The sequence below is a fragment of the Oceanicaulis sp. genome (assembly GCF_965284345.1).
In the GTDB taxonomy this organism is placed as follows: domain Bacteria; phylum Pseudomonadota; class Alphaproteobacteria; order Caulobacterales; family Maricaulaceae; genus Oceanicaulis; species Oceanicaulis alexandrii_A.
Window position 1 is genome coordinate 2,286,754 of sequence record NZ_OZ260073.1, and the last position, 13,386, is coordinate 2,300,139.

Below are 13,386 nucleotides of genomic sequence, written 5' to 3' on the forward strand. Positions count from 1 at the left end.
CTCCTTTGGCCGGGGCGGTTTCAGGTGCGGATCGTAGGTGTGCGTATCAGGCGCAACACAGAGCTTGAACGTGGGCGACGGGCCGCTAGAACGCAATTCATGAGTGTCGAACCGCGTCTTTTTATTGATGCGCCGCTGACTGATGGCGCTGTGCTGGATCTTGATCGGGACCAGGCGCACTATCTGGTCAATGTCATGCGCCGCAAGCCAGGCGATGGCGTGCGGCTGTTCAATGGCCGCGACGGCGAGTGGCGCGCTGAAGTGGCGCGCGCTGACAGAAAACGCGCCAGCCTTCAGATCGTTCAACAGCGCCGCAGCCAGTGTGCGACGCCGGACATGGCGCTGTTCTTCGCTCCGGTGAAAAAGGCGCGCACCGATTTCATCGTCGAGAAAGCGACCGAGCTGGGCGTGTCCGCGATCACGCCGGTGATCACTCAACGCACCCAGTCAGACCGGGTGCGCACCGACCGGCTGCAGGCGCTGGCGCGCGAAGCCGCCGAGCAGACCGAGCGTCTGGACATCCCGCAGATTTCAGAGCCGGTGAGCCTGACCCAGATGCTCAAGGAGTGGGAGCCGGACCGCACCTTGATGTTCGCTGATGAAAGCGGCGACAGCCAGACCGAGCCCTGGGGCGGCGAGCATGGCCGGGCTCTGCCCATTCACCAGGCGTTATCCGGGCGAGAGCGCGGCGGCAAATGGGCGCTGGTGACGGGGCCTGAAGGCGGATTTTCCGTCGAAGAACGCACGCTGTTGCACGCGCAACCCTGCGTCCTGCCGGTCAGCCTGGGGCCGCGTATTCTGCGCGCCGACACCGCCGTCGCAGCGGCCTTGTCAGTCTGGCAATCCTGCCTTGGGGATTGGTGATTTCGCGCCTGCGCCCTCACACGCTTGTGACCGAAAACCTGTTTCCCTGCTTGCCGTAGGGAGATCGGCCCCCTAACTGTGCGGCACACTGATTTGCCTTGGCGGGGAGACCACCACCCATGAGCGGCACCTATAACGCAGGCGGCGAAGGCCCCCCGATCGAGACCAAATCCCAGCTGATCGGCCATATCGCCGCGGGTGAAAAGCCTGAAGGTCAATGGCGCATCGGCACCGAGCATGAAAAGTTCGGCTTCGCGCTGAAAGACCATGCCCCGCTGCCCTATGAGAGCGACGGCCCCAGCGTGCGCAAGCTGCTCGAAGGCCTGACGCGCTTTGGCTGGGAGGCGGTCGAGGAGAACGGCAAGCCGGTGGCGCTCAAGCGCGATGGCGGCTCGATCACTCTCGAGCCCGGCGGGCAGTTCGAGTTGTCGGGTGCGCCGGTGGAAACCCTGCACGAGACCTGCCGCGAGGTGAACGGGCATTTGCGCGAAGTGCGCGAGGTGGCTGACGAGGTCGGCGCGGGGTTCCTGGGGCTCGGCTTTTCGCCGAAATGGTCTCTTGAAGAGACCCCGATGATGCCCAAGGACCGCTATAACATCATGAAAGCCTACATGCCCAAAGTGGGCACGCTGGGCCATCAGATGATGTTTCGCTCCTGCACGGTGCAGACCAATCTCGATTTCAGCTCTGAAATCGACATGGTCAAGAAGATGCGCGTCTCGCTGGCGCTGCAGCCCATCGCCACCGCATTGTTCGCCAATTCGCCCTTCGGCGACGGCAAGCCCAACGGCTTTCTGAGCTATCGCGCCCATGTGTGGACCGACACCGACAATAACCGCACCGGCATGCTCCCCTTCGCCTTCGAAGAGGGCTTCGGCTATGAGCAGTATGTGGACTGGGCGCTCGATGCGCCGATGTATTTCGTCAAGCGCAACTCGGTTTATGAGGACGCGTCGGGCCTGAGCTTCCGCGATTTCCTGAAAGGCGAGCTGCCGATCCTGCCCGGCGAACTGCCGGTCTTGTCAGACTGGGAAGATCATCTCTCGACATTGTTTCCCGAAGTGCGTCTGAAAACCTTCCTCGAGCAGCGCGGCGCCGATGGCGGCCCGTGGAACCGCTTGTGCGCCCTGCCGGCCTTCTGGGTGGGTTTGCTCTATGATCAGAGCGCGCTCGATGCGGCCTGGGATCTGGTCAAAGACTGGACCGCGGAAGAACGTGACGCCATGCGCCTGGGCGCGGCGAAAACGGCGCTCAAAACCCCGTTCCGCAACACCACCCTGCAAGAGATCGCGACGCAAGCGCTCGCCATCTCCCGCGCGGGCCTGAAAGCGCGCCAGCGCCTGAACGCCCATGGCGAGAACGAAGCGCTGTTCCTCGATGATCTCGACGAAATCGCCAAGACCGGGATCAGCCCCGCCGAACGCCTTTTGGAGCGCTATCACGGCGCCTGGGGCGAAAGCGTCGAGCCGATCTTCAAAGAGGCGGCGTACTAACTCTTTGTTGAAACCCCGGCCAAGCGCAGCGCAGAGCCGGGGGCTCGACCAGGATAGGGCGCTTTATGCGGAGAGAGGTCCCGGGTCTCGCCATGCTCGCCCGGGAATTCAGCTTCATCCGCTCTCTGTCATCCCGAACGCGCAGCGATCCGGGATATGGCGGACTCGCTCTGTTCTGATCGCTGAGACGCTGTCAGCAGATCCCGGCCTTCGCCGGGAAAGAGGCAGGGTAGTGAGGGTTGCGCGTTTCTAGGCCCCCACCTCAGTGAATACCCCCACTGCCGCAAGGCCCTTGCGACTCCGCGGCGCGCGTGGTGTTTTGCGCGGTAGTATTTTCTTCATGAAGTTGATCGCGGCCCTTGAATTGACAGACGCATGAGGGGCGTCGGGCCGTGATGGGGAGGACCTCAGCACATGAATATTGTCGTTCTGGCGGGGATCGTGATCACGATCGCCACCGCCATTCCGGTCTTTTTAGAGATGCGCAAGCATCCCAAAGGCCTGCACATTCTCTTCTTCGCCGAGATGTGGGAGCGGTTTTCCTATTACGGGATGCGCGGCCTGCTGATCTTCTATCTCACTCAGCATTTCCTGTTTAACGACAGCCTCGCCAGCGCTCAGTACGGCGCCTATACCGCGCTTGTGTATCTGCTGCCGCTTCTGGGCGGGTATCTGGCCGACCGGTATCTGGGCAATCGCAAAGCCATTGCCTTTGGCGCGCTGCTTCTGGTGGCCGGTCACGCCACCATGGGCATTGAAGGCGAGCCTGCGACCCAACAGCTGAGCTATCAGGGCCAGCAATACGAGCTGGTGGCCGAAGGCCGCGGCTCCCTGCGCGACGTCGGGCTGGAGGTTGATGGCGCGCTCTATCAATTCTCCGCCAATGGCGAGGGCGATTTCCTGATCGCGGATCTGCCGGCCTCGGCGTCGATCCCGGCGGTTCTGCCCCAGGGCGAGTTTGAAATTCTGGAAGCGGAGCGGGATCGCACCTTCCTGAACATCTTCTACTTCGCGCTGGCGCTGATCATTGTGGGCGTGGGCTTCTTGAAGGCCAACATCTCCTCCATCGTCGGCCAGCTCTATGAAGAGAATGATCCGCGGCGCGATGGCGGGTTCACGCTTTACTATTACGGCATCAATCTGGGCTCGTTCTGGGCGGCCATTCTGTGCGGCCTTCTGGGCGAGACCGTGGGCTGGTGGGCCGGCTTCGGCCTGGCCGGGATCGGCATGGCGCTGGGCTTCATCGTGTTCGTGCGCGGCCGCGCCTTGTTCTTCCTGCCGGGCAAGAACCTCATTGACCATGTGGGCAATCCGCCGAGCCTTGAAAAACTCAAGGCCAAGGCGCTGGGCCCGCTCAACACCGAATGGCTGCTCTATGGCGTCGGTCTGGTCACCGTGGTGGTGGTCTGGTTCATGGTTCAGGCGCACACCGTGCGTTTCACCCTGCCGGGCATGGGCGAACAGGATTTGCTGGCGCTCTTCCTGCTGATCGGCGGCCTGGGCTTCCTGGGTTATATGGGCGTCTACATGGTCAAGAATTGCACCCGGGTTGAGGCGGAACGCTTGATCCTGGCGCTGATCCTGATTCTGGTGTCGGTCGTGTTCTGGGCGCTCTTTGAGCAAGCGGGCTCGTCCATGAACCTGTTCGCGGCGCGCAACACCGATCTGTCGGTGGGCTCGGCCTCGATCACCGCCAGCCAGGTGCAGTCCTTCAACGCCGGCTTCATCTTGCTGTTCGCACCGGCTTTTGCAGCTCTTTGGGCGTTCCTCGCCAAGCTGCAGAAGAACCCCAATACGCCGCTGAAATTCGGCCTCGCGCTGGTTCAGGTGGGGCTGGGCTTCATGGTGCTGGTCTGGGGCGTACAGTTCGCAGGCGATGATTATCGCGTGCCGCTGATCTTCCTCGCCGGCGCGTATCTGCTGCACACCACCGGCGAGCTGTGCCTGAGCCCTGTGGGCCTGTCGGCCATCACCAAGCTCAGCCCGGCGGCGGTCGTCTCCACCATGATGGCGGGCTGGTTCCTGTCCTCGGCCTTTGCGCAATATGTGGCGGGGATCATCGCCACCTTCACCGCCACCGACACCGTGGCGGGCCAGGTGCTTGATCCTGAACGGGCGCTCAACGGCTACGCCTCCGTGTTCGGTTCGATCGGTCTGTTCGCGATCATCCTCGGCGTTGTGTTCGGCGTGCTCAGCTTCTGGCTGAAGGGCCTCGGCCATGGCCGTGCGGAAGACCAGATCAGCGCCAAGGCGGAAGCCGCCGGCCCGGATCAGGACGCTCGCGACCTGCTGTAAGCGCAAGACCTTGCGCCAAGAGAAAAGCCCCGGAGCCTGGCTCCGGGGCTTTTTTAATGGCTCAGCTGGGCGCGCCGCCCGCCGCGGCAGCGCCAGCGTTCGGGGCCCGGATCGATCTGCGCCCGGCCTGTCTCGAAATCGATGGTCAGGCTGGTGCTTTGCAACAGGTCGAGTCCGACGATCATGGCGGGTTGGTCATCCCAGCCCATGGCGTGGAACACGTCCAGATCCGCTTCGCTCACCGCCATGCTGTGCAGACAAACGCCGCCCATGCGGAACCGGCTGAGCACGACCCTGTCTTCTGTTTCCACGGTTTCAGGAATACGCGACACGCTGCCGACATTCACGATGCTGAGCGGTCTTCTCTGCTTGAGCTGACGCGCCAGCGCCGGGTTGACGAGCGTGATGGGGGAGCCTGTGTCGATCAGCACAGCAATATCACCGTCGACCCTGCGCGCTTGCGCCGCGCCGACAAGCACCTGGCGCACCGGATCAATCCGCGCATCCGCATGGCGGGGCGGGGAGGCGTCCACCTCCATCCGCGCCCGTGGATAGTCCAGTGTGATGGCGCGGCCTGTAAAGGCGTTGCTGCCCAGAAGGCCGAACAGCTCCAGCTGAATCTCGGGAGAAGTGGGGGTGACCACGGTGTCGATCACACCCAGAGGCAAGGACCCCAGACGCAGATCGACCAGGACATGGCGTTCGGCCTGAACCTCCGCCGTCAGCGTCTGAACCGCGTCCAGTCGCTCACGTGTGCTGATGAAGCCATGGGCTTCAGCCAGGGTCTGGGCGATGGCGGTGTGACTGGCTCCAGTGTCGGGCGCGAACGGGTAGGGCCCGTCAGGCCCGATAAAGACGGGCGCGACGAAATAGCCAGACGGGGTGCGTTCCAGCTCAATCACACTGGGTTGAGCGCAGGCGCTGGCGGCGAGTCCCAAGGACAGCGCCGCAGCTGTGAACGCCTCTATGACGCGGTTCATGACGATCTCCTCCCAGCAGGATCGCCCGATCGCACGCATCGCCCGGCGTTTCGCCCTGCTGTCATAAACCTATCAGATTGTGCGCCGCGCCGGGATTACAATTCAGACGTGTCAGAAGACGCCGCGCAAGGCAAAGGTCACAAAACCGTCTGCGTCCTGTTCGCGTCGTTCCAGCTGGGTCGGAAAGCCGATAGCCCGGCTCACAGGCCAGCGATAGCGCTCCCGGCCAGCATCCCCGCCATTGAGATCAAGCCCCAGCCGGGCCGTCATATCGCCCCAGATCTGTTTTTCCACAAAGACATCCAGATTGAGCCGGGCTGCAGAAGTGCGGCTGAACTCCCGGCGGCGATAAAAGTCCTCATCACCCTGCACAGAATAGTCAAAACCCCACGCCACGCCCCAATCAGGCAGATCCTGGCGGAAGTCGAGGCTGAACCGCCAGTCTTCATCACCGCGGAAACGTCTGTCGTCGCCGGTCACCGGATCGGGCACATTGGTGTCGCGCAGGCGACCGCTGAGGGCCAGCAGGCCGCCGTTCACGCCCAACCGATCGGTCGGAAGGTCGACTTCAAACTCGATCCAGCTGCGCTGGCCATCGCCCAGATTGCCCGGGGCGTCGCCTGACACGCCGGCTGGCACGCTATCGAGCACGCCCTCGACCCATTCATGCCGCACGATCACGGTGAAGGCGCCTTCTTGCCAGAAACGGCGGGTCCATTCGACTTGAGCGGCGGTGGTGCGTTCCGGCTCGAGATCGGGATTGCCCAGGCTTTCGGTGTCATCGACCACATCCACAGACGAGATGAAGTCTCCGAAGGACAATTGCCCCACGCTGCGGCGCAGGCTGAAACGGATTTGATCGGCCTCACGCGGGGTCCAGGTCAGGGTCGCTTCAGGCTTGAAATAGGTGAAGGTGCGTTCCTTCTCGGCATCCCCGGTCTGGGCGATGCGGCTGACCTCCACCGCGGCCGTGGCGTCCAGCGTCCATCGGGGCGACAGGCGCCATAGCTCACTCACGCCGGCATTGACCCGATGCTCTTCCACCCGTGTGTCCGACACGGGCAAAACCACTTCGACCTCGCCTGCGCCGTCATCCTCAAACAGGTCAAAATCGCCCTCGAGGAAGTTATATGCCCCTTCCAGAATGAAAGTGCGCGAGCGGGCGGGTGAGGTGGCGCGCCGCGCTTCCATACGCAGGACGGTTTCGCCCTCGTCTTCCGCTTCCTCGATCCGGGTTACGCGGCCAATCGCCCCGGAGGCTTCGAAATTGATAAAGCGGTCATTGCTGTCTTCTGTGGTCAGGCGTTGAAGCCCGGTCAGTTTCAGCGACCACGCCGCGTTGAGGCGATGGTCATAATCGGCGGACACTTCAGTGCCGTACGCTTCAGTCTCAGACCGGCTGGCGGCGGAGCCCAGCAGCATTGCTTGTGCGTCCTGAGACAAACCGGTGCGGTTTTCGGCGAAACCCCATGCCCAGACCCGTGCATCCACACGCAGGCTATGTCCGGCATCAAACTGGCGCTGATAGCCCACCGACGGGGTCAGGTCCCAGAACCGCTCCTGAAAGCGGTCTTCGATCCGGCGTTCCAGCTCGGCGCCGTTGGTCAGGTCGAAGTTCTGCCGGATCTGGTCGCGTCCATTGGCGTGAGCGCTGAGATTGACCGCCAAAGTCAGTGTGGCGTTCGAGGATGACTGCGTCATGGACGCCTCACCCCGCGGGACCAGCCGTCCGCTTTCAAACAGTCGACCCTCACCGTTCCAGGCCCCGCTCCAACCGCCCGAGCGATCGGTGATCACATTGACCACCTGATCCTGACCCGCCATGTCGATGCCCGGTATGGGAGACCGGATCAGCTCCACCTTCAGAACCGTGGCGGCCGGCAAACGCTGCAACAAGGTCGTCACGCCGGCTTTCGAGCTGGGGCGTCGACCATCAATCAGGACATTGCCCAGGGCAGAGTCCAGCCCGCGACCGCCATTCCCGCCTTGCAGATCAAATCCGGGGACGCGCGATACCAGATCCAGCGCGGTTTGCGGGTTATAGTCAGCAAAGAAATCCGGCTCATAGGAAAGCACGGCGCCCGCTTGCTCGGGTACGGGCGCGACGGGACTTTGGGCGAGGGCAGGCGTTGCGCTGAGGGTCAAACCCATCAGGCAGGGAATAAGCATCTGTTTCATGGCGGCGGATACTAGGTCGCGCCGCCAAAAAATCAGAGAGTGAAAAGGAAATAATTCTCACATTACTGTCAGATGGCCTGGGGTCAGAAGGCGCCGCGTACGCTGAGAAAGATCTGCGGGCCGTTCTCGAAATAGCGCTGTTGATGCAGGCGTTCGACACCGTCTGCGCGGGAACCGTCATACAGGATGCGGTCCTGTCTTTCGGTGGAGTCGAGGATGCCATTGGCGCCCAGTCGCGTGGTCAGTCCGAACCAGCGCGTGGTCTCCACATAGACATCCAGATCGCCGGCCGGGCGCTGAATGTTGGTGAATCGGCTGACCCGGTAGGAGGATGCGTCCGAGAGATAGAAATAGTCCCAGCCCCAGGCCATTTGACGCTCGGGGAAGGTCTGACGGAAATCGAAACGCAGCTCCCATTCCGAAATTCCTGACCAGGAACGCTCCACGCCCGTGACCGGGTCATCCACATTGCTGTCAAACCATTCCACAAACCCGTCGAGCGTCGCGTTCTGAAGGCCCAACCAACCCAGCGGGCTGGTCCAGTCCAAAGTCACCCGGTTCAGCGCGCCGTCGCCGATATTGCCCGGTGCGTCAAACACCTCGGTCGGGGTGATGATGGCGATGTAATCGTCCAGATCCTGACGCCAGACCCGGCCCAGCGTCAGCGTCACCGAGGCGTCTTCGTTGAACCGCTGCTCAAACTCCGCTTCCAGCGTCCAGTCGGTCTGGGGTCGGTAATCGGGATTGCCCACATCGACCTGATCGGAATTGAGGTCCACCGAGCTGGCGAAATTGCCGAAATCAAGCTGGTCCACATTGCGTTCAATGCTGACGCGCATACGGCGCTGATCGCCCGGCCGCCAGGTCGCGCTGGCGCGCGGTTTGAGATAGGTGAAGGTGCGCGACTGACCGGCGGGGCCGGACTGGGAAATCTCGCTATACTCATAGCGCAGGCCGCCTTCCATGGAGAAGGCGTCATTGATCACCCACACAGCGTCTGCAAACGCCTCGCCGCGCACTTCTTCAACGCGGGTGTCGCTGACGGGCAGGGGGATTTCCACGAAGCCTGAGCCCAGATCTTCAAACAGGGCCAGGCTGGCGTCGAGGGCATTGAACGCCGCTTCCGCCCCAAATGTCAGCGAGCGGGCTTCAGTCAGCGTCCAGTCAAAGCTCTGGCGCAGCGCGGTCTCTTCCTCCGCGTTTTGATAGAAAACCTGGACGCGCTCGAGGCCGTTCGTCAACGTGTTCACGCTTTCCACTTCAGGGCCGTTATCGGTGTCAAAGCGGGTCAGAAGCAAGGTCGTGGTCGAGTTCAGCCCATCCGACCAGCGATGCTCGAGCGTGGATGACAGACCCGCCTGCCAGCTGCGTTCGTCATTTTTCTGTTCAACATAGGCCGCCGGAACTGGCGCATCGTTCTCGTAGTCAAAGGCGAAGCCGGAAATGATCCGGCGCCAGGCGACAAACTCGGCGTTGGCGTTGACGCGCACCTGAGTGTTCTCGCCCAAAGGCCCCGCATAGCTGATTGAAGGTTCAATCTCGCGATAGCGCCTTTGGTCATTGTAATGCTCGCGTGACAGCCGCACGCCGTCAGGACTGCTCGTTTCAACCGAGCGGTCATTGGCCGGACCCCAGCTCTCCCAGTTCAGCCCCAGTGTCAGCTCACCCGATCCCACAGGGCGTGTGACGGCGCTTTGGAAGTTCGACACCAGTCTGGAGGAGTTATTCAAGGTCAAGGTGTGATCAAAGCTGGCGCGCGTTCCGGCGCCTTCGACCAGGATGACGTTGGCGAGTTGGCTGAAGCCGCGCATCTCATACTCGGGCAAAGGCTCGCGGATCAGTTCGATGCGCACCACCTGAGCGGAGGGAATGCGTTGCAGGACCGTACCCAGACCCAGCGTCTTGTCCGAGGGGCGCACGCCATTGATCAGCAAATTGCCGAACGCATCCGCCAGGCCGCGGCGGCTGGTGTCGCCGTCAGACAGGGAGAAGCCGGGCAGGCGATTGACCATGTCGCGCGCGGTCACCGGGCTGAACTCGGTGAAGAAGTTGGCCGGGTAGGCGAGAATGGCGCCGTCCGCCTCCCCTTCAGCGACCACAGGCTCTGGCGCATCATCGCCAAGCGCAGGCGCGGTCACAGTAAGAAGAAGGGCGAGCGAGGTCGTCCGGGCAATCATCATGAGTCCAGCCTTGCAAATCAAAATCGAGTGCAAGCTAGGACGGCTGGTTTGGAATTATGTATTACAATGCGGTAAGTGGATGCATTGTAATAAGAGGATGATTAGTACGGATTACTGGCCAGAGCGGCGGGACTTAACCCGCGCCGCCGACCGTCAGACCGTCAATGCGCAGGGTGGGTTGTCCGACACCCACGGGCACGCCCTGTCCGGCCTTGCCGCAGGTGCCGACGCCGGGATCAAGCTCAAGGTCTTTGCCGATCATGGAGATCTTGGTTAGCGCCGTCGGACCGTCCCCGATCAGGGTCGCGCCCTTGATCGGCTCACAGATCTTGCCGTCGCGCACCCGATAGGCCTCGGTGCAGCGGAACACGAACTTGCCCGAGGTGATGTCCACCTGGCCGCCGCCGAAATTCTTGGCGTAGACGCCGTCTTTCAGGCTTTCCAGGATCTCACCCGGATCAGCGTCGCCCGCTTCCATGATGGTGTTGGTCATGCGCGGCATGGGCGGGTGGGCGTAGCTTTCGCGGCGGCCATTGCCGGTGGGCTCGACGCCCATCAGGCGGGCGTTCTGGCGGTCCTGCATATAGCCTTTCAGCACGCCGTCCTCGATCAGAACCGTGCGTCCTGTGGGGGTGCCTTCATCGTCAAAGCTCAGCGAGCCGCGACGATCGGGGATCGTGCCGTCATCAACGACCGTGACCCCCTTGGACGCCACTTGCTGGCCGACCTTGCCGGAGAAGGCGGAGCTGCCCTTGCGGTTGAAATCGCCTTCCAGACCGTGGCCCACCGCTTCATGCAACAAGATCGCCGGCCAGCCCGGCCCAAGCACAACCTGCCATTCGCCGGCCGGCGCGTCGACGGCTTCAAGATTGACCTTGGCCACCCGCAGCGCTTCGTCCGCCAGATTTTTCCAAGCGCCGGGCGCGATCCATTGATCAAACGCGGCGCGGCCGCCCGCGCCGGCGGAGCCGGTTTCGCGGCGACCATTGCGCTCGCAAGTGACAGAGACGTTCACACGCACCAGCGGGCGCACTTCGGTGCGCACATCGCCGCCCGTCCGCACAATGCCGATCACCCGGCGCGAGGCGGAGACCGAGGCGGACACCTGGACCACTTCAGGATCGCTGGCGCGGCAATAGGCGTCGATCTCGGCCAACAGCGCTGACTTGGCTTCAAAGCCCGGCTGCGCGATCACGTCCACATCTTTATAAAGGGTCTGATTGGCGCGGGACGGAGAGGGCGCCATGACCGCATCGCGGCCCTGACGGGCGGCGCTGGCGGTTTCACCGGCGCGCTTGAGCGCAGCCAGGGTTGGATCAGAGGAATGCGCGAAGCCGGACGCTTCGCCAAACACGCCGCGCAGGCCAAAGCCGCGCTCGGCGTCAAAATTGGCGACTTTCAGGCGGCCATCATCAAAGGCGAGGCTCTCTGACGCGGAGGTTTCCAGAAACAACTCGCCGTCGTCCGCGCCTATCAGCGCCTCATCGAGCACGCGGCCCGCATCATCGGCGTCAAATTCGAAAGCGGAAAACGGATCGGTGGTCATGACAGCTCCTGCGCGTGGCGGTACGCCGTCATACATAGCCCCTCACCATTGCGAGTGCGAGGGGCGCGGGCAGGTTGCTCCGCTCCTGTCAGCCCTGATGCCAGATGAACCGACCCGGTTGGGCGGCCAAGGTCATGTTTTCAGGATCTTGCTGAGCGGCCTGATTATAGGCGGCGTAGGCGTCTTCAAATCGGCCCAGGGTCTCCAGCGCGATCGCTGTGTTGAAAGCGGCGAGCGCCGGGCTGGCGCCCAGTTCTCCGGCCTGGCGCGCCGTCTCGATCGCCTGCTGTGCGGAGCCGGTCGAGATTTGCGCTGCGGAGAGGTTCAACCAGGCTTCCGCCAGCTCGGGCGCCAGCTCGACCGCTTCTTCAAGGTCTGAGCGCGCCTGAACGTTCTGGCCGCGGGCCAAAAGCATCACAGCGCGATTGGTCAGCACGCGTGCGCGCGTCTCTCCGCTGACAGATCCATCGCGAAGCAGAAGATCGCAAGCGCCCAGAGCGCGTCCTGTGGCGCCGGACTCGCGCGCGCCAGCTTCACACTCATAACGGGCGTCAGCGCCGTATGGAGACGTTTCAGAGGCTTGCCCCAAGGCGCGGCCGGAAAAGGCGAAAGAGATCGCAAACGCCAGAATGGCCGCCATGGCCAGACCCAAAACGCCGCCGGTGATCGCCTGGACGAGCGGCTTGCTCTGGCGGGTTTGAAAACTGTGTGTCGACATCAATCTGGCCCCCTCAGACTTGATAATGAACAATGAGGTTAGCAAAGCCTAAATCAACGGGCCAGACATTCATACGCACAAGGAGGTGGAAAAAGGGCGCCAACTGCGACAAAAAGGCGCTTAAGCTCGATTGGCTCGCCTGTCATTGCAGTCTATATCGTGCGCAACGAGCACTGTGGCGACGAGTCGCCGCATCTGGCGTTTGAGCGTATCTCGCAAGACGTCGCCAATTGGACGATAGAACCAGGACTTTGGGGAAATTATGCGATTCTCGGCCATGCTGGGCGCCTTCGCCGCCCTTTGTTTAACGACCGCCGGCGCCTCGGCGACCGTGATCGGCGCGCCGATCGACGGAAATCTGGGGCTGCAGGAAGCTGTCACCCCGGTGAAAGAAAACATCGACGTCTTCCATACGATGGTGCTGTGGATCATCACCGCCATCACGCTGGTCGTTCTCGGCCTGCTGGTCTGGGTGATGGTGCGCTACAACCGCAAATCCAATCCGGAAGCCAAGAAGTTCAGCCATAATACGCTGGTTGAAGTGATCTGGACGGGTATTCCCATCCTCATCCTGGTCGTCATCGCCGTGCCGTCCTTCAAGCTGCTTTACCTGCAAGACGTCATCCCCGAGGCTGACTTCACGATCAAAACAACGGGCAATCAGTGGAACTGGACGTATACGTATCCGGACCATGGCGGGTTTGATTACGTCGCCAACATGATCGCCGACGAAGATATCGCTGCGCATCCGTATGCAGCGCTGCGTAATCTGAGCACGGATCTTCCGGTTGTGGTGCCGACCGGCGCGACTGTGCGCGTCGAAGTCACGGCCTCTGACGTGATCCACAACTGGGCGATGCCGGCCTTCGGCATCAAGATGGACGCCATTCCGGGCCGCCTGAACGAAACCTGGTTCACGGTTGACGAGCCGGGCATCTATTACGGCCAGTGCTCCGAGCTGTGCGGCCTGCGTCACGCCTTCATGCCGATCGAAGTGCATGTGGTGCCCGAAGAGGTGTTCAACGCCTGGGTCGACGCGGCCAATGAAGACCCCTACACGGCGCCGGACGTTCTGGTGGCCTATTATAACGACGTGCGTGGCGGGGCTCGCCTCGCTTCCGTCCAGTAAGGA

At 62.4% G+C, this 13,386-nt stretch carries 9 protein-coding genes; 4 read left to right on the forward strand and 5 right to left on the reverse strand.

Annotation, left to right across the window (positions count from 1 at the left end):
* Positions 1 to 99: 99 nt before the first annotated feature.
* The 3 genes from ACQ66J_RS11035 to ACQ66J_RS11045 all read left to right on the forward strand — a co-directional run bounded on the left by ACQ66J_RS11035 (position 100) and on the right by ACQ66J_RS11045 (position 4,652).
* Entirely contained in the window at positions 100 to 864 is a 765-nt protein-coding gene (locus tag ACQ66J_RS11035) for a 16S rRNA (uracil(1498)-N(3))-methyltransferase (protein WP_430431675.1), read from the forward strand.
* Positions 865 to 983: 119 nt separating this feature from the next.
* The gene (locus ACQ66J_RS11040) at positions 984 to 2,357 is read left to right on the forward strand and encodes a glutamate--cysteine ligase (protein WP_430431676.1); all 1,374 of its coding nucleotides are present in this window, start codon (positions 984 to 986) and stop codon (positions 2,355 to 2,357) included.
* A 414-nt stretch (positions 2,358 to 2,771) separates the two neighbouring features.
* Positions 2,772 to 4,652 carry a peptide MFS transporter gene (locus tag ACQ66J_RS11045; RefSeq protein WP_430431677.1) on the forward strand — a complete coding sequence of 627 codons (1,881 nt, stop codon included), beginning with the start codon at positions 2,772 to 2,774 and terminating at the stop codon, positions 4,650 to 4,652.
* Positions 4,653 to 4,705: 53 nt separating this feature from the next.
* On the opposite strand, the gene ACQ66J_RS11050 is transcribed toward ACQ66J_RS11045, so the two are convergent.
* The 5 genes from ACQ66J_RS11050 to ACQ66J_RS11070 form a co-directional block, all read right to left on the reverse strand.
* Positions 4,706 to 5,632, reverse strand: coding sequence for an aspartyl protease family protein (locus ACQ66J_RS11050; RefSeq protein ID WP_430431678.1), 927 nt, complete (start codon positions 5,630 to 5,632; stop codon positions 4,706 to 4,708).
* 111 nt (positions 5,633 to 5,743) lie between these two features.
* On the reverse strand, positions 5,744 to 7,810 hold the full coding sequence (locus ACQ66J_RS11055; protein ID WP_430431679.1) for a TonB-dependent receptor plug domain-containing protein: 2,067 nt from the start codon (positions 7,808 to 7,810) through the stop codon (positions 5,744 to 5,746).
* An 83-nt stretch (positions 7,811 to 7,893) separates the two neighbouring features.
* Positions 7,894 to 9,990, reverse strand: coding sequence for a TonB-dependent receptor plug domain-containing protein (locus tag ACQ66J_RS11060; RefSeq protein ID WP_430431680.1), 2,097 nt, complete (start codon positions 9,988 to 9,990; stop codon positions 7,894 to 7,896).
* 133 nt (positions 9,991 to 10,123) lie between these two features.
* Complete coding sequence (gene tldD, locus ACQ66J_RS11065; RefSeq protein ID WP_430431681.1) at positions 10,124 to 11,536, reverse strand: metalloprotease TldD; 1,413 nt, start codon at positions 11,534 to 11,536, stop codon at positions 10,124 to 10,126.
* Positions 11,537 to 11,624: 88 nt separating this feature from the next.
* The gene (locus tag ACQ66J_RS11070; protein ID WP_430431682.1) at positions 11,625 to 12,254 is read right to left on the reverse strand and encodes a tetratricopeptide repeat protein; all 630 of its coding nucleotides are present in this window, start codon (positions 12,252 to 12,254) and stop codon (positions 11,625 to 11,627) included.
* A 262-nt stretch (positions 12,255 to 12,516) separates the two neighbouring features.
* Between ACQ66J_RS11070 and coxB the strand changes: the two genes are divergently transcribed.
* Positions 12,517 to 13,383, forward strand: a complete 867-nt coding sequence (gene coxB, locus ACQ66J_RS11075; RefSeq protein ID WP_375549710.1) for a cytochrome c oxidase subunit II — start codon at positions 12,517 to 12,519, stop codon at positions 13,381 to 13,383.
* The last annotated feature ends 3 nt before the right edge of the window (positions 13,384 to 13,386 follow it).

Bases quoted from the DNA above. Each gene is read 5' to 3' on its own strand.
- ACQ66J_RS11050 (WP_430431678.1), bottom strand. From the start codon at position 5,632: ATGAACCGCGTCATAGAGGCGTTCACAGCTGCGGCGCTGTCCTTGGGA.
- tldD (WP_430431681.1), bottom strand. From the start codon at position 11,536: ATGACCACCGATCCGTTTTCCGCTTTCGAATTTGACGCCGATGATGCG.
- ACQ66J_RS11060 (WP_430431680.1), bottom strand. From the start codon at position 9,990: ATGATGATTGCCCGGACGACCTCGCTCGCCCTTCTTCTTACTGTGACC.
- ACQ66J_RS11055 (WP_430431679.1), bottom strand. From the start codon at position 7,810: ATGAAACAGATGCTTATTCCCTGCCTGATGGGTTTGACCCTCAGCGCA.
- coxB (WP_375549710.1), top strand. From the start codon at position 12,517: ATGCGATTCTCGGCCATGCTGGGCGCCTTCGCCGCCCTTTGTTTAACG.
- ACQ66J_RS11040 (WP_430431676.1), top strand. From the start codon at position 984: ATGAGCGGCACCTATAACGCAGGCGGCGAAGGCCCCCCGATCGAGACC.
- ACQ66J_RS11070 (WP_430431682.1), bottom strand. From the start codon at position 12,254: ATGTCGACACACAGTTTTCAAACCCGCCAGAGCAAGCCGCTCGTCCAG.
- ACQ66J_RS11035 (WP_430431675.1), top strand. From the start codon at position 100: ATGAGTGTCGAACCGCGTCTTTTTATTGATGCGCCGCTGACTGATGGC.
- ACQ66J_RS11045 (WP_430431677.1), top strand. From the start codon at position 2,772: ATGAATATTGTCGTTCTGGCGGGGATCGTGATCACGATCGCCACCGCC.